General features: G+C 72.4%; 14 protein-coding genes. 10 read left to right on the top strand and 4 right to left on the bottom strand.

From position 1 onward, the window contains the following. The first annotated feature begins 5 nt into the window (after positions 1-5). The 8 genes from OO67_RS27400 (at position 6) to OO67_RS27365 (ending at position 8,638) form a co-directional block, all read left to right on the top strand. Positions 6-1,115 carry a quinone-dependent dihydroorotate dehydrogenase gene (locus OO67_RS27400; protein ID WP_033304315.1) on the top strand — a complete coding sequence of 370 codons (1,110 nt, stop codon included), beginning with the start codon at positions 6-8 and terminating at the stop codon, positions 1,113-1,115. Then, positions 1,112-1,951, top strand: coding sequence for an orotidine-5'-phosphate decarboxylase (gene pyrF / locus OO67_RS27395; RefSeq protein WP_033304313.1), 840 nt, complete (start codon positions 1,112-1,114; stop codon positions 1,949-1,951). Before OO67_RS27400 ends, pyrF begins: the two co-directional genes overlap by 4 nt. A 244-nt stretch (positions 1,952-2,195) precedes the next feature. Further along, positions 2,196-2,519, top strand: a complete 324-nt coding sequence (locus tag OO67_RS27390; protein ID WP_014157387.1) for an integration host factor — start codon at positions 2,196-2,198, stop codon at positions 2,517-2,519. A gap of 38 nt (positions 2,520-2,557) precedes the next feature. Beyond that, positions 2,558-3,175: a guanylate kinase gene (gene gmk, locus OO67_RS27385; protein WP_051709907.1), complete on the top strand. Its 618-nt coding sequence runs from the start codon at positions 2,558-2,560 to the stop codon at positions 3,173-3,175. A gap of 102 nt (positions 3,176-3,277) precedes the next feature. After that, positions 3,278-3,550: a DNA-directed RNA polymerase subunit omega gene (rpoZ, locus tag OO67_RS27380; RefSeq protein ID WP_003970369.1), complete on the top strand. Its 273-nt coding sequence runs from the start codon at positions 3,278-3,280 to the stop codon at positions 3,548-3,550. Between the two features lie 177 nt (positions 3,551-3,727). Further along, on the top strand, positions 3,728-4,930 hold the full coding sequence (gene coaBC, locus OO67_RS27375; RefSeq protein ID WP_033304309.1) for a bifunctional phosphopantothenoylcysteine decarboxylase/phosphopantothenate--cysteine ligase CoaBC: 1,203 nt from the start codon (positions 3,728-3,730) through the stop codon (positions 4,928-4,930). 240 nt (positions 4,931-5,170) lie between these two features. Then, positions 5,171-6,379: a methionine adenosyltransferase gene (gene metK / locus OO67_RS27370; protein ID WP_033304307.1), complete on the top strand. Its 1,209-nt coding sequence runs from the start codon at positions 5,171-5,173 to the stop codon at positions 6,377-6,379. 120 nt (positions 6,380-6,499) lie between these two features. Then, the gene (locus OO67_RS27365) at positions 6,500-8,638 is read left to right on the top strand and encodes a primosomal protein N' (protein ID WP_033304305.1); all 2,139 of its coding nucleotides are present in this window, start codon (positions 6,500-6,502) and stop codon (positions 8,636-8,638) included. 200 nt (positions 8,639-8,838) lie between these two features. Here OO67_RS27365 and OO67_RS27360 read toward each other — a convergent pair whose 3' ends face one another. Next, the gene (locus OO67_RS27360; RefSeq protein ID WP_033304303.1) at positions 8,839-9,351 is read right to left on the bottom strand and encodes a hypothetical protein; all 513 of its coding nucleotides are present in this window, start codon (positions 9,349-9,351) and stop codon (positions 8,839-8,841) included. Between the two features lie 259 nt (positions 9,352-9,610). On the opposite strand from OO67_RS27360, the gene fmt reads away from it, so the two are divergent. Next, positions 9,611-10,543 (top strand): methionyl-tRNA formyltransferase, encoded by a 933-nt coding sequence (gene fmt, locus OO67_RS27355; protein WP_033304302.1) that lies wholly within the window; start codon positions 9,611-9,613, stop codon positions 10,541-10,543. Positions 10,544-10,622: 79 nt separating this feature from the next. Next, on the top strand, positions 10,623-12,056 hold the full coding sequence (locus OO67_RS27350; protein ID WP_033304301.1) for an RsmB/NOP family class I SAM-dependent RNA methyltransferase: 1,434 nt from the start codon (positions 10,623-10,625) through the stop codon (positions 12,054-12,056). Between the two features lie 32 nt (positions 12,057-12,088). Here the strand turns inward: OO67_RS27350 and OO67_RS27345 are convergent, their stop codons facing one another. From OO67_RS27345 to OO67_RS27335, 3 genes are all read right to left on the bottom strand, one after another. After that, a complete protein-coding gene (locus tag OO67_RS27345; protein WP_033304299.1) occupies positions 12,089-13,024 on the bottom strand; it encodes a TauD/TfdA dioxygenase family protein in 936 nt (311 codons plus the stop codon). Between the two features lie 62 nt (positions 13,025-13,086). Next, positions 13,087-13,989, bottom strand: coding sequence for an ABC transporter ATP-binding protein (locus OO67_RS27340; RefSeq protein WP_382056226.1), 903 nt, complete (start codon positions 13,987-13,989; stop codon positions 13,087-13,089). After that, positions 13,973-15,028, bottom strand: coding sequence for a taurine ABC transporter substrate-binding protein (locus tag OO67_RS27335; protein ID WP_033304295.1), 1,056 nt, complete (start codon positions 15,026-15,028; stop codon positions 13,973-13,975). Before OO67_RS27335 ends, OO67_RS27340 begins: the two co-directional genes overlap by 17 nt. Positions 15,029-15,068: the final 40 nt, after the last annotated feature.

The raw sequence follows: 15,068 nt of genomic DNA, 5'->3' as shown, positions 1-15,068 counted from the left end.
CCGTGATGTACAAACTCTTCTTCCAGCTGGTCTTCAAGCGGATGGACCCGGAACAGGCCCACCACCTGGCCTTCCGCTGGATCCGGCTCGCCGCCCGTACGCCCGTGCTGCGCACCTTCGTGGCCGCCGCGCTCGCCCCCCGCCACAAGGAGCTGCGCACCGAGGCGCTCGGCCTGCGGATGCACGGTCCCTTCGGGCTCGCCGCCGGCTTCGACAAGAACGCCGTGGCGATCGACGGCATGTCGATGCTCGGCTTCGACCACATCGAGATCGGCACCGTCACCGGTGAGCCGCAGCCCGGCAACCCGAAGAAGCGGCTGTTCCGCCTCGTCGCGGACCGGGCGCTGATCAACCGCATGGGCTTCAACAACGAGGGCTCCGCGGCCGTGGCCGAGCGCCTCGCCGCCCGCACCCCGGTCTTCCGTACGACCGTCGGCGTCAACATCGGCAAGACCAAGGTCGTCCCCGAGGACGAAGCCGTGGGCGACTACGTGAAGTCCACCGAGCGGCTGGCCGCCCACGCCGACTACCTCGTCGTGAACGTCTCCTCTCCCAACACGCCCGGCCTGCGCAACCTCCAGGCCACCGAGGCACTGCGCCCGCTGCTCACCGCGGTGCGCGAGGCCGCCGACCGGACCGTCACCGGCCGGCGGGTCCCGCTGCTCGTCAAGATCGCCCCGGACCTCGCGGACGAGGACGTGGACGCGGTCGCCGACCTCGCCGTCGAGCTCGGTCTGGACGGCATCATCGCCACCAACACCACCATCGCCCGCGACGGCCTCGGCCTGAAGTCCGACGCCTCCCTGGCCCGGGAGACCGGTGGACTCTCCGGCGCACCCCTCAAGGAGCGCTCCCTGGAGGTCCTGAGCCGCCTGTACGCCCGCGTGGGGACCCGGATCACCCTGGTGGGCGTCGGGGGCATCGAGACCGCCGAGGACGCCTGGCAGCGCATCCTGGCCGGTGCCACGCTCGTCCAGGGTTACAGCGCCTTCATCTACGAGGGCCCGTTCTACGCCCGCGCGATCCACAAGGGCCTGGCCGCCCGCCTGGCCGCATCCCCGTACGCCACCCTCGCCGAAGCCGTCGGCGCCGAGACACGGAAGGTCATGCAGTGACCCTCGAACCCTTCGGCGCGCGCCTGCGCCACGCCATGGACACCCGCGGTCCGCTCTGCGTCGGCATCGACCCGCACGCCTCCCTGCTGACCTCCTGGGGCCTGAACGACGACGTCGCCGGCCTCGAGCGCTTCACGCGCACGGTCGTCGAGGCACTGGCCGACCGGGTCGCCGTGCTCAAACCGCAGTCGGCGTTCTTCGAGCGCTTCGGCTCGCGCGGCATCGCCGTCCTGGAGAAGGCCGTCGAGGAGTCCCGCGCGGCGGGGGCCCTCGTGCTCATGGACGCCAAGCGCGGCGACATCGGCTCCACGATGGGCGCCTACGCGGCCACCTACCTCGACAAGGACTCGCCGCTGTTCTCGGACGCGGTCACCGTCTCGCCGTACCTCGGCTTCGGCTCGCTGCGCCCGGCGCTCCACGCCGCCGAGGTCTCCGGCGCGGGTGTGTTCGTGCTCGCCCTCACCTCCAACCCGGAGGGGGCGGAGGTGCAGCGCGCCACCGCAGCGGACGGGCGGTCACTGGCCCAGGTGATGCTCGACCACATGGCCGCCGAGAACGCGGGGGCCACTCCGCTCGGTTCCGTCGGTGCGGTCGTCGGTGCCACGCTCGGGGACGTGGGGGTCGACCTGTCGGTCAACGGTCCGCTGCTGGCTCCCGGCATCGGCGCCCAGGGCGCCACCCCGGCGGACCTGCCCCGCGTCTTCGGCGCCGCGGTGCGCAACGTCGTGCCGAGCGTGAGCCGGGGCGTGCTGCGCCACGGACCGGACGCGTCAGGGCTGCGCGAAGCCGCCGGACGGTTCGCGGACGAGGTCCGTACGGCCGTCCCGGAAAGCTGACGATGCCACGTAACAGCCTGTTCGCGGAATCCTGACCAGAATTCCGGGTTGTTTTGGCTGGAATGTCCGGGTCGTCTGAGGCTGACCAGGACTTTTCCGCTGTTCTCGCTGACTCAGGCGGTCATGGCCGCTAGTCTCCGTCGAGAGCCAACGAGCACAGGTTGTTCGTTGCTCACCAGGTGTGGAACCGCCAGGTTCCTCGCCGGTCCGTATCCGACAGATCGACATCCGAGGTGACGTAGGCGTGGCTCTTCCGCCCCTTACCCCTGAACAGCGCGCAGCCGCGCTCGAAAAGGCCGCCGCGGCTCGCCGGGAGCGGGCCGAGGTCAAGAATCGACTCAAGCACTCCGGCGCCTCGCTCCATGAGGTCATCAAGCAGGGCCAGGAGAACGACGTCATCGGCAAGATGAAGGTCTCCGCTCTTCTCGAGTCCCTGCCGGGCGTGGGCAAGGTCCGCGCCAAGCAGATCATGGAGCGGCTCGGCATCTCCGAGAGCCGCCGGGTCCGGGGTCTTGGCTCCAACCAGATCGCATCCCTGGAGCGTGAGTTCGGCGGCAGCGCCGCCTGACGTTCTCAGGCACCCCTGAGAACCTGGATAATCGCCCCATGGCTGCAACATCCCGGGGGACGTCCCCCGTACCCCCGGACGTACGTCCGCGGCTGACCGTGCTCTCCGGCCCCTCCGGGGTCGGCAAGAGCACGGTCGTCGCTCATATGCGCAAGGTTCACCCCGAGGTCTGGCTCTCGGTGTCGGCGACGACCCGTAAGCCCCGCCCCGGCGAACGCAACGGTGTCCACTACTTCTTCGTGGACGACGAGGAGTTCGACAAGCTGATCGCCAACGGCGAGCTGCTGGAGTGGGCCGAGTTCGCGGGCAACCGCTACGGCACGCCCCGCCGGGCCGTGCTCGACCGCCTGGAGGCGGGCGAGCCCGTACTGCTCGAGATCGACCTCCAGGGCGCACGGCTGGTCCGCCAGTCGATGCCCGAGGCACAGCTGGTCTTCCTCGCGCCGCCCGGCTGGGACGAGCTGGTGCGCCGGCTCACGGGCCGCGGGACCGAGGCGCCCGACGTGATCGAGCGACGGCTCGCCGCCGCGAAGGTCGAGCTGGCCGCCGAGGCGGAGTTCGACACGACGCTCGTCAACACCTCCGTCGAGGACGTGGCACGCGAGCTGCTAACGTTGATGCTGCAGGCTTCCGGCCTCCGCGGTACCGACGACTGACCTCACCGGTCCTCGACCGGTCCGCGGACGCAGAGCATCACCACTGCGGAACCAGCATGATCAAAGATCTCTTTGATCTCTATCCCCTTCGGAAGGCAGAGAGTGTCCTCTTCCATCACCACGCCCGAGGGCATCATCAACCCGCCGATTGATGAGCTCCTCGAGGCCACCGACTCGAAGTACAGCCTTGTGATCTACGCCGCCAAGCGCGCGCGTCAGATCAACGCGTACTACTCGCAGCTCGGTGAAGGCCTCCTCGAGTACGTCGGTCCGCTCGTCGACACCCACGTGCACGAGAAGCCGCTCTCGATCGCGCTCCGCGAGATCAACGCGGGCCTGCTGACCTCCGAGGCCATCGAGGGCCCCGCGCAGTAAGCAGGCGGCAGGCAGGAAACGCACCTTCACCACAGGCCCGGCGGCCGGTACCCGCCGGGCCTGTGGTGTGTCCGGCCCCGGACCCGCCGGAGCGCACCCCGGGCGGTGAGGCAGCATGGGTACGTACGTCATGAGGCCGCACGTCAGTGCGCGGAGACACGAGTGCGGGGAGACGCAGTGGAGAAGCCGAAGGTCGTCCTGGGGGTCAGCGGAGGCATCGCCGCTTACAAGGCGTGCGAACTGCTGCGCAGGCTGACCGAGTCCGGCCACGACGTACGGGTCGTTCCGACCGAGGCGTCGCTGAACTTCGTCGGGGCGGCCACCTGGTCGGCCCTCTCCGGGAACCCCGTGTCGACCGAGGTCTGGGAGAGCGTGCACGAGGTGCCGCACGTCCGGACCGGCCAGGCGGCCGATCTCGTCGTGGTCGCCCCCGCAACCGCCGACATGCTCGCCAAGGCCGCCCACGGCCTGGCCGACGACCTCCTCACCAACACGCTGCTCACCGCGCGCTGTCCGGTCGTCTTCGCGCCCGCGATGCACACCGAGATGTGGGAGCACCCCGCCACGCAGGAGAACGTCGCCACCCTGCGCCGCCGCGGCGCCGTCGTCGTCGAGCCCGCCGTCGGCAGGCTCACCGGTGCGGACACGGGTAAGGGACGGCTGCCGGACCCGGGGGAGATCTTCGAGGTCTGCCGGCGTGTCCTGGCCCGAGGTCCCGGCGTCCCCGATCTCGCGGGCCGTCACGTGGTGATCAGTGCGGGCGGCACCCGTGAGCCGCTCGATCCGGTGCGCTACCTGGGCAACCGGTCCTCGGGCAAGCAGGGCTACGCCCTCGCCCGCACCGCCGTCGCGCGGGGCGCCAGGGTGACGCTCGTCGAGGCCAACACGGGTCTTCCCGACCCCGCGGGCGCGGACGTCCTGCGCGCCGGGACCGCCGTGCAGCTGCGCGAGGCCGTGCTGAAGGCCGCGGAGGACGCCGATGTGGTGGTGATGGCCGCGGCGGTCGCGGACTTCCGGCCCGCCGCCTACGCGACCGGGAAGATCAAGAAGAAGGACGGGCAGGAACCGGCCCCCGTCGCCCTCGTCCGCAATCCCGACATCCTCGCCGAGGTCGCCGCGGACCGGGCCCGGCCCGGGCAGATCGTCGTCGGCTTCGCCGCCGAGACCGACGACGTCTTGGCCAACGGCCGCGCGAAGCTGCGCCGCAAGGGATGCGACCTGCTCGTCGTGAACGAGGTGGGGGAGCGCAAGACCTTCGGGTCCGAGGAGAACGAGGCGGTCGTTCTCGGGGCCGACGGCGGGGAGACCGCTGTGCCGTACGGGCCGAAGGAAGCGCTTGCTGACACGGTATGGGACCTGGTGGCGGCGCGTTTCGGTTAGATTGCGTAAGCGCCGCCCCGGCGAGAAGGAAGTCACGACAAACAGCTATAACTCGCACACGGAAGGAGTGATTGTCGTACTGCTGTCAACAGTGCCGCAGGTCACAGACCTCCCAAGGGGCGAGACGCGTGACCCAATCACCGGAAGCGACCGATAAACTGGTCGACGGAATGTGCCGGGCGCAGCTCCCGGAGTTCCACAAATGATCAGCCAGCAGCCGCTGCAACCCCAGGGAGCGATGTGTCCCGCCGTCTCTTCACCTCGGAGTCCGTTACCGAGGGCCACCCCGACAAGATCGCTGACCAGATCAGCGACACGATTCTCGACGCGCTCCTGCGTGAGGACCCCTCCTCGCGCGTCGCCGTCGAGACCTTGATCACCACTGGTCTGGTGCACGTCGCGGGTGAGGTCACGACCAAGGCCTACGCCGACATCCCCAACCTCGTGCGCAACAAGGTGCTGGAGATCGGCTACGACTCCTCCAAGAAGGGCTTCGACGGAGCCTCCTGCGGCGTCTCGGTCTCCATCGGGGCGCAGTCCCCGGACATCGCCCAGGGTGTCGACACCGCGTACGAGAAGCGTGTCGAGGGCGATGAGGACGAGCTCGACAAGCAGGGCGCCGGCGACCAGGGGCTGATGTTCGGCTACGCCTGCGACGAGACGCCCGAGCTGATGCCTCTGCCGATCCACCTCGCGCACCGGCTCTCGCGCAGGCTCTCGGAGGTCCGCAAGAACGGGACCATCCCCTACCTGCGCCCCGACGGCAAGACCCAGGTCACCATCGAGTACGACGGCGACAAGGCCGTCCGCCTCGACACGGTCGTCGTCTCCTCGCAGCACGCCTCCGACATCGACCTGGACTCGCTGCTCGCGCCCGACATCCGCGAGTTCGTCGTCGAGCACGTCCTGTCGCAGCTCATCGAGGACGGCATCAAGCTGGACACCGAGGGCTACCGCCTGCTGGTGAACCCGACCGGCCGCTTCGAGATCGGCGGCCCGATGGGCGACGCCGGCCTCACCGGCCGCAAGATCATCATCGACACCTACGGCGGCATGGCCCGCCACGGCGGCGGCGCCTTCTCCGGCAAGGACCCGTCCAAGGTCGACCGCTCGGCCGCCTACGCCATGCGCTGGGTCGCCAAGAACGTCGTGGCGGCCGGGCTCGCCACCCGCTGCGAGGTCCAGGTCGCCTACGCGATCGGCAAGGCCGAACCGGTGGGCCTGTTCGTGGAGACCTTCGGCACCGCGGCGGTCGAGACGGAGAAGATCGAGAACGCCATCGGTGAGGTCTTCGACCTCCGCCCGGCCGCGATCATCCGCGACCTCGACCTGCTCCGCCCGATCTACGCCCAGACCGCGGCGTACGGGCACTTCGGCCGCGAGCTCCCCGACTTCACGTGGGAGCGCACGGACCGCGTGGAGGCGCTCCGCCAGGCCGCGGGGCTCTAGCACCCACGCCCGCGATCCTCGGTCCGGGGCCCGGACACCGCACACGGTGTCCGGGCCCCGGTGCGTGCGGCTGTTCCCGAGGGCCGGGACGTGTCAGTGGCGTCTGGTAGGAATGTGGCTGTGAGCAGCGACGACGAGCGGTCCGACGAGCCCGCTTCCGGGGCACCGGAGCAGCTTGCGCTCATCCGGGAGACGGTGCGCCGGGCCAAGGTGCCCCGCGCCAAGCCCCGGACCTGGCGGGGCGCCGCCCTCGCCGGGAAGCTTCCGGTCGCCCGCGTCCTGGTGAACAAGGGCGCACTCCACCTCGACCAGTACTTCGACTACGCCGTCCCCGAGGAGCTCGACGCGGACGCGCAGCCCGGCGTCCGGGTCCGGGTGCGTTTCGGGGCCGGAGGACGCCAGGTCCGCGGCGGGAGGCGCGAGGGCGGCGGGCTGATCGACGGCTTCCTCATCGAGCGGCGGGAGTCGTCGGACTACCAGGGAGCCCTGGCGGCCCTCGCCTACGTCGTCTCGCCCGAGCGCGTGCTGGGACCGGAGCTGCTGGAGCTCTCGAGGGCCGTGGCCGACCGCTACGCCGGCAGCCTCGCCGACGTACTGCAGCTCGCGGTGCCGCCCAGGAACGGCCGCGCCGAGGGCAGACCCTCGCCCGCACCGCTGCCGCCGCCCCCCGCCCCCGCTCCCGGGACCTGGGAGCGCTACGCACAGGGCCCCGGCTTCCTGCGGGCGCTGGCCGAGGGCGGGGCGCCCCGGGCCGTGTGGACGGCTCTGCCCGGACCGCACTGGCCCGAGGAGATCGCCCGCGCCATGGCAGCGACCCTGGCCTCGGGCCGGGGCGCGCTCGTCGTCGTACCGGACGGACGGAGCGCGGGACGGGTCGACGCCGCGCTCACCGACGTGCTGGGGGACGGGCACCACGCGCTGCTGACCGCCGACTCGGGACCGGAGAAGCGCTACCGCCAGTGGCTGGCGGTGGCGCGCGGCTCCGTGCGCGCGGTGGTCGGGACGCGGGCCGCGATGTTCGCCCCGGTTGCCGACCTGGGCCTGGTGGCCCTCTGGGACGACGGGGACTCCAGCCACAGCGACGACAACGCCCCCTTCCCGCACGTGAGGGAGGTCCTGGAGCTGCGGGCGGCACACGGCCGCTGCGCGTTCCTCCTTGGCGGGACGAGCTGCACGGTGGAGGCCGCCCAGCTGGTCGAGAGCGGCTGGGCCCTCCCCTTGCGTGCGGACCGGGACCAGCTGCGGATCGCGGCCCCCCTCGTACGTACCGTCGGCGACGGGGAGCTCGCGCGGGACGGCGCGGCCCGCTCGGCGCGGTTGCCCAGCCTGGCCTGGCAGACCGTGCGTGACGGCCTGCGCACCGGACCGGTGCTCGTCCAGGTGCCGCGCAGGGGGTACGCGCCCAGGCTGGCCTGCGAGCGCTGCCGTGAACCCGCGCGGTGCCGGCACTGCGCCGGGCCGCTCCAGGCACCGGACCAGCAGGACCTCGTATGCGCCTGGTGCGGGCGGGCCGAGACGGCCTGGAGCTGCGCCGCCTGCGGAGGGGTGCGGCTGCGGGCCCAGATCGTGGGGGCCCGCAGGACCGCCGAGGAGCTCGGACGCGCCTTTCCCGCCGTCCCGGTACGGACGTCCGGGCGGGACCATGTGCTGGACTCCGTCCCCGACGGGCCCGCACTCGTCGTCAGCACCCCCGGGGCGGAGCCGGTCGCCGAGGGCGGTTACGCGGCGGCGCTGCTGCTGGACGGCTGGGCAATGGTCGGCCGGCCCGACCTCCGGGCGGGAGAGGAGGCGCTGCGGCGCTGGACGGCCGCCGCAGCGCTGGTGCGGGGGCAGCCGGACGGCGGGACGGTGGTGATCGTCGCCGAGCCGACCCTGCGGCCCGTGCAGGCCCTGGTCAGGTGGGACCCGGTCGGCCACGCCCGTCGGGAGCTCGCGGAACGCGCCGAACTCGGCTTCCCACCGGTGTCCCGGATGGCCTCGGTGACCGGCCCGCCGGAGGCCGTGGCCGCGTACCTCGCCGGGGCGGAGCTGCCGCCCGAGGCGGAGGTGCTCGGACCGGTGCCGGGAGCGACTCCGGGCAGGCCCCGCAGACAGGGGGACGCCCCGCCCGGCGAGACCTGGGAGCGGGCGCTGGTCAGGGTCCCGCCCGGCCGGGGGGCGGCGCTGGCGTCCGCCCTGAAGGCGGCGCAGGCGGCGCGGACGGCCAGGAGTAGCGGCGACCCGGTACGCATCAGGATCGATCCGCCGGACATCGGCTGACGGGCCGGAGCGGGCGAGGGGGCCGGAAGTCACCCGGGGGCCACGCGTCCGGTGGCCGCTGTCCGGTGGTGTGCGTCCTCGGTCGCCGCGACGGGCTGCTCGGGAGCGCCCTGTCTCCGCTGCCGTCCGAAGTCGCAGGCCCGGCCGCGGTCCCCACCCGTCGGCGCCGCCCACCGGGGCCCAGTCGCAGGCCGCCGCCGTCAGCCGTTGCGGGGGCCGGGGAAGGCGCCGGGGCGGTCGGACGGCTGAGGCGGCATGGAGCGGGCCGCGGGCACGGCCGGCAGGACGGGGGAGGAGCCCTGCGTGGCGGGCACCGCGCGGTTCGCGTTGTCGGGAGCGGTCTCCACCGACCCCGGCTGCGGAGTGGTGCGGCGGGCGCCGTACCGGCGGTGCACCGCCTGCTTGGTGACCCCGAGGGCGGAGCCCACCGCGTCCCACGAAAAGCCCAGCGAACGGTCGAAGTCCACCGCCGCGGTGACCAGCGTCTCGACGCTGTCCCGTAGCTCCTGTGCGAGCCGGACCGTGGGGGCCGGGGCCCTGCCGTAGACGACGAAGCCCGCTGACGGGCCGGAGCGGCGCGGACGGTAGACGTTGCCGAGCTGCGCAGTGAGCGTACGCAGCGCGTCCACCTGCCGCCGGACCCGCTCGATGTCCCGCACCAGCAGGTGCAGGCTGGCACGCGCTTGGGCGTCGTGGGTTGCGTGGTCGGCCATGAACAAGCCTCTCGAACCGGCGTTGAAAGGGATCGGACCGCGCGGCGGCGGCCCACTTCGGTCAATCTCACTTGACCAACGCGTCACCCGGCCATGTGGTCACGCAACGGGGGCGTATGTGCATATGCGCGGGGCGCACGGACGTGCGTACGCCCCCTGCCCGTCGGCCGGGCCTGGCCGGGCGAGGCCTCCGGAGCAGCCCTTAGACTGGTGTGCTGCTCGCCACGTACGTTCCGGCCCGAGAGGCAGTCCGCCACCCATGAAGCTCGTCTTCGCAGGCACCCCCGAGGTCGCCGTTCCCGCTCTGGACGCCCTGATCGCCTCCGACCGCCATGAGGTGGCCGCGGTGGTGACCCGCCCCGACGCACCGGCCGGGCGGGGACGCCGGCTGATCGCCAGCCCCGTGGCCGAACGTGCGGAAGAGGCGGGCATCGAGGTGCTCAAGCCCGCCAGGCCGCGCGACGAGGACTTCCTGGCGCGGCTGCGGGAGATCGCACCGGACTGCTGCCCCGTGGTGGCGTACGGTGCCCTGCTCCCGAAGACCGCGCTTGACGTGCCCGCGCGGGGCTGGGTCAACCTGCACTTCTCGCTGCTGCCCGCCTGGCGCGGGGCGGCGCCCGTGCAGCACGCGGTGATGGCAGGGGACGAGGTCACCGGCGCGTCGACCTTCCTGATCGAGGAAGGACTGGACTCGGGACCGGTGTACGGAGTCCTGACCGAGGAGGTCCGGCCCACCGACACCAGCGGTGACCTGCTCACCCGCCTCGCCTTCGCGGGTGCCGGGCTGCTCGCCGCGACCATGGACGGCATCGAGGACGGCACCCTGCACGCCGTCCCGCAGCCTGCCGAGGGCGTGACACTCGCGCCCAAGATCAGCGTCGAGGACGCACAGGTGCAGTGGTCCGCGCCCGCGCTCCGGGTCGACCGGGTGGTGCGCGGCTGCACCCCCGCTCCCGGGGCATGGACCCTCTTCCGTGGGGAGCGCCTCAAGCTGGTGCAGGCCGCGCCCGTCCTGGACCGCACCGATCTGGCGCCGGGCGAGCTGTCCGCGGGCAAGAACAACGTGTACGTGGGCACCGGCTCGCACGCCGTGGAGCTCCTCTGGGTCCAGCCGCAGGGCAAGAAGCCGATGAGGGCCGCCGACTGGGCCCGCGGCGTGCGCATCGCCCACGGCGAGCTGCTGGGTACCTGAGGCTTCGATTCCGGCCTGCGGAGGCGGCGACGTACGCTGGACGGGTTAGCCCCCTCACCATCAGCGGAGCACCTTTCACGTGAACGACCAGCAGCGTCGCCGTCCCGCCAAGCCCCACCGCCGCCCCAAGAAGGATCCGGTGCGGTTCCTCGCCTTCGAGGTGCTCAGGGCCGTCGACGAGCGGGACGCCTATGCCAACCTCGTGCTTCCCCCGCTGCTGAAGAAGGCGCGCGCCAAGGGCGACTTCGAGGGCAGGGACGCGGCGCTGGCGACCGAGCTGGTCTACGGGACCCTGCGCCGCCAGGGCACCTACGACGCGATCGTCGCAGCCTGCATCGACCGGCCGCTGCGCGAGGTCGACCCGCCGGTGCTCGACGTGCTCAACATGGGTGTCCACCAGCTGCTCGGCACCCGCATCCCGACCCATGCGGCCGTCTCCGCCAGTGTGGAGCTGGCGCGGGTGGTGCTGGGGGAGGGCCGAGCCAAGTTCGTCAACGCGGTGCTGCGCAAGGTCTCCGCGCACGACCTCGACGGATGGGTGGAGCGCGTGGCACCCCCGTACGAGGAGGACGCCGAGGAGAACCTCTCCGTCGTCCACTCGCACCCCCGGTGGATCGTCACCGCCCTCTGGGACGCCCTGGGTGGCGGCCGCGCCGGGATCGAGGACCTGCTGGAGGCGGACAACGAACGGCCGGAGGTGACGCTGGTCGCCCGCCCCGGCCGCTCCACCACCGAGGAGCTGCTGGACGCCCTGGGCGAGGAGAGCGGTCTCCCCGGCCGCTGGTCGCCGTACGCCGTGCGGATGGCCGAGGGCGGCGAGCCCGGAGCCCTGGCCGCCGTAAGGGACGGCAGCGCGGGTGTGCAGGACGAGGGCAGCCAGCTCGTCGCCGCCGCACTGGCCGACGCTCCGGTCGAAGGCGAGGACACCCGGTGGCTCGACGGCTGCGCCGGTCCGGGCGGCAAGGCCGCGCTGCTGGCCGCGCTCGCCGCCGGACGCGGGGCCACCCTGCTCGCCGCGGAGAAGCAGCCGCACCGTGCCCGGCTCGTCGAGCGAGCGCTGGCGGGCAACCCGGGGCCGTACCAGGTGATCACCGCTGACGGGACCCGGCCACCGTGGCGGCCGGGCTCCTTCGACCGGGTCCTCGTGGACGTGCCCTGTTCCGGCCTCGGCGCGCTGCGCCGGCGCCCGGAATCCCGCTGGCGCCGCCGCCCGGAGGACCTGGAGAGCTTCGGCCCGCTGCAACGCGGCCTGCTGCGCGAGGCGTTGAAGGCCGTACGGATCGGCGGGGTGGTCGGCTACGCGACCTGCTCGCCGCACCTCGCCGAGACCCGGGTCGTCGTCGAGGACGTACTCAAGGGGCGCGGCGGAGCGCCCGCCCAGGCGGAGTGGATCGACGCCCGCCCGCTCCTCCCGGGTGTGCCCGCGCTGGGTGACGGGCCGGACGTCCAGCTGTGGCCGCATCTGCACGGCACGGACGCGATGTACCTGGCCCTGCTGCGCCGCACGGGCTGACCGGGCGGCGCAGCCCCGCGCGGGCCGTCCGGTCAGCGCGGACGGTCACCCGCCACGGCGACCCGCTCGGCCACCCTGCGGTGCGGGGCGTAGTCGTTCACCGCGTAGTGCTGGGTCGCCCGGTTGTCCCAGAACGCGACGTCCCCCGCGCGCCAGGTGAAGCGCACTTGGTACTCGGGCACATGCGCCTGCTGGAACAGCAGGCGCAGCATCCGGTCACTCTCCTCCCGGTCCCACCCGACGATCCGGGTGGTGAACGAGGTGTTGACGAAGAGCATCCGGCGTCCGGTGCCGGGATGCGTCCGCACCACCGGGTGCTCCACCGGCGGGAAGCGGTCCTGGAAGGGGGCCAGCCGCTCCTCGGGGGTGAACCGCGCGAAACCCGGCACGAAGTCGTGCACCGCACGCGCCCCTTCCAGACGCCCCTTCACCTCCGGCGGGAGATTGTCGTACGCGGCAGCCATGTCCGCCCACATCGTGTCGCCGCCGTACGGCGGCACCTCACGCAGGTGGAGGACGGCGCCGAGCGCCGGCCGCTCGCGGAACGTCACATCGGTGTGCCAGACGTTCTCGAAGCTCGGCGCGGACGCGCGGTCGAAGCGCGCCACCTCCGGGTCGTCCCCGGTTGCCAGCAGCGGGTTCGTCTCCAGCTCGCCCCAGTTGCGGGCGAAGGCCCGCTGCTCGGCCGAGCTGGGGTGCTGCCCGCGGAAGAAGAGCACCTTCCACTCCAGCAGCGCCCTGTCGAGCTCCTCGCGCACCGCGGGCACGAGCGGACGGGTCAGGTCGACACCCCTGACCTCGGCCCCGATCACCGGGCCGAGCGGTACGACGTCGAACAGCGTGTAGGGCCGGTCGGGTTGTCCCGGCGCCAGCCTGCGCAGCTCGCGGGGACCTTCGTACAGCCCGTCCGGAGGCAGCCGGGAGGCGCGCAGCGCGGGGGCGGAACCGATGGATGCGGTGAGGGACATGGGGACTCCTGTCTGCGTGGGGGTTGCGGGGCCGCCCGCCCGGGACGGGCGGTCCCTTCGGCTCAGCGGGCCGCTTCGCGTACCGCCGCGCCGATCTCGGCGCGCAGCGCGGCGTACTCGGGCAGCCCCCGCAGCCCGTCCGGGTCGTCGCTCCCGGTGCGGGGCAGGGGGATGGGGACGTCGAGTGCGACGGTGCCCGGACCGGCGCTCAGGACGACCGCGCGGGTACCGAGGAAGACGGCCTCGTCCACGCTGTGCGTGACGAAGACCGAGGTGATCCCCGTCCGGGCGCTCACCGTCCGCAGGTCTTCCTGGAGCCGCTCACGCGTGAGCGCGTCCAGGGCGGCGAACGGCTCGTCGAGCAGCAGCAGGTCCCTGCCGCCGGCCAGGGCCCGGGCGATGGCCACCCGCTGCTGCTGGCCGCCCGATATCTGCCAGGTCCTGCGTCGTGCGGTGCCGGCCAGCCCGACCCGGTCCAGCAACTCCTCGACGCGCGCGGGGCGCTCGGCCCGGGGGACTCCGGCGTAGCGGAGCGCCAGGGAGACGTTCTCGCCGACCGTGTGCCAGGGGAACAGCCGCGGCTGCTGGAAGACGACTCCCGCCTGGCGTCCCGGCTCCGGCTTCCGGCCGTGCACCGTGACGTGGCCGTTCGAGGCCTCCTCGAAACCGGCGATCAGCCGCAGCAGCGTGCTCTTCCCGCTCCCGGACGGGCCCACGAGCACCAGGAACTCACCGGCCGGGATGTCGAGCGACAGCGGTCCGAGGGCCGTCACGGCGTCCGAGCCCCGCCCGTAGCGGTGGGTCACCTCACGTACGGCCACGGCGGGCGGGACGGTTGCCGTACCGGCCCGGGGCTCTTCCGGAGCGACTTCTCGGGTGCTGCCCCGCTCGTCGGCTCGACGGCCATCGGCTCGAGGGTCATCCGCTCGAGGGCCATCGGCTCGGAGGTCATCGGGAGACTGCATCGCTGAGCCCTTCCACGTACACGGCCTTCTCCAGCTCCGAGAGTTCCGGTGCGGCCGGGATCTGCTTCTGCCCGGCCAGGAACTCCGCCGCGCTCCGCAGGTTCTCCGCCAGGCCGCCGACCTGGCCCGGGCGGCCCAGCCACTTGTCGTCGGCCTGGTCGGCCGGCTTGAGGAAGATGCCCTGCTTCAGCTGGGCGGCGGCGTCCTGGGGGCTGACCCCGAGCTGCTTGCCGACGGCCTCGGCGGCGGCCGACGGGTCGTCATGGATCAGGTCCAGCGCCTGTGCCTGGGCCTTGCGCCAGGCGGTGACGACCTCGGGCTGTTTCTTGATGAAGGCGGTGGACGCCACCCCCAGGTCGAGCGTGGGCTTGCCGGCCTCGGCCAGTTCCCGGCTGGACACCAGGGTCTTGCCGGTCTTGCCGAGTTCGTCGAGTGTGGGCAGCCAGACGTACGCCGCGTCGATGTCCCCGCGCGACCAGGCCGCGACGATGTCCTGCGGTTCGAGGTCGAGCAGATCGACCTTCGACGCGTCCACGCCCGACTTGTCGAGCGCGGCGAGCAGGCTGTAGTGCGAGGTGGAGCTGAACGGTGTGGCGACCTTGCGGCCCGCGAGATCCTTGACGTCCTTGATGCCGGAGCCGTCACGGGCCACCAACGCCTCGTTGTCACCCGCGACATCCAGCACCCAGGTGACCTGGTAGGGGATGTTCAGCGGCTCGGAGAGACCGCGCGCCACCGGACTGGAGCCGATCGCGGCCAGATCGACCGATCCGGCCACGAAGGCGGTGTTGATGGTCGCGCCGGAGTCGAATTTGATCCACTTGATCGTGTGGTCCGGCAGGGCCTTCTCCAGCAGGCCCTTCTCCTTCACGATCAGGTCGCCGCTGGGGAAGGCCTGGTAGCCGATCCGGATCGTTCTGCCGTCGCCCTGGTCGTCACCGCCTCCGCCGCCGCCGGTACCGCAGGCGGTGACCACGACGAGTGCTCCCAGAGCCGCGACGAGCATGGAGGTGCGGTGCGGACCGCGTGTACCGGGCATGGCGTAGTCCTTCGTTCGTTGTTCGTGGGGATCGGCACGG

The sequence above is a fragment of the Streptomyces atroolivaceus genome (assembly GCF_000717025.1).
GTDB lineage: Bacteria > Actinomycetota > Actinomycetes > Streptomycetales > Streptomycetaceae > Streptomyces > Streptomyces atroolivaceus.
Note: the sequence above shows the minus strand (reverse complement) of the source record. Positions and strands in the feature narration are given on the sequence as shown.

What these genes read in the sequence shown, in the direction of transcription:
- fmt (WP_033304302.1), top strand. Translation starts at nt 9,611, where the DNA reads ATGAAGCTCGTCTTCGCAGGCACCCCCGAGGTCGCCGTTCCCGCTCTG.
- OO67_RS27360 (WP_033304303.1), bottom strand. Translation starts at nt 9,351, where the DNA reads ATGGCCGACCACGCAACCCACGACGCCCAAGCGCGTGCCAGCCTGCAC.
- gmk (WP_051709907.1), top strand. Translation starts at nt 2,558, where the DNA reads ATGGCTGCAACATCCCGGGGGACGTCCCCCGTACCCCCGGACGTACGT.
- OO67_RS27400 (WP_033304315.1), top strand. Translation starts at nt 6, where the DNA reads ATGTACAAACTCTTCTTCCAGCTGGTCTTCAAGCGGATGGACCCGGAA.
- OO67_RS27335 (WP_033304295.1), bottom strand. Translation starts at nt 15,028, where the DNA reads ATGCCCGGTACACGCGGTCCGCACCGCACCTCCATGCTCGTCGCGGCT.
- OO67_RS27345 (WP_033304299.1), bottom strand. Translation starts at nt 13,024, where the DNA reads ATGTCCCTCACCGCATCCATCGGTTCCGCCCCCGCGCTGCGCGCCTCC.
- OO67_RS27340 (WP_382056226.1), bottom strand. Translation starts at nt 13,989, where the DNA reads ATGCAGTCTCCCGATGACCTCCGAGCCGATGGCCCTCGAGCGGATGAC.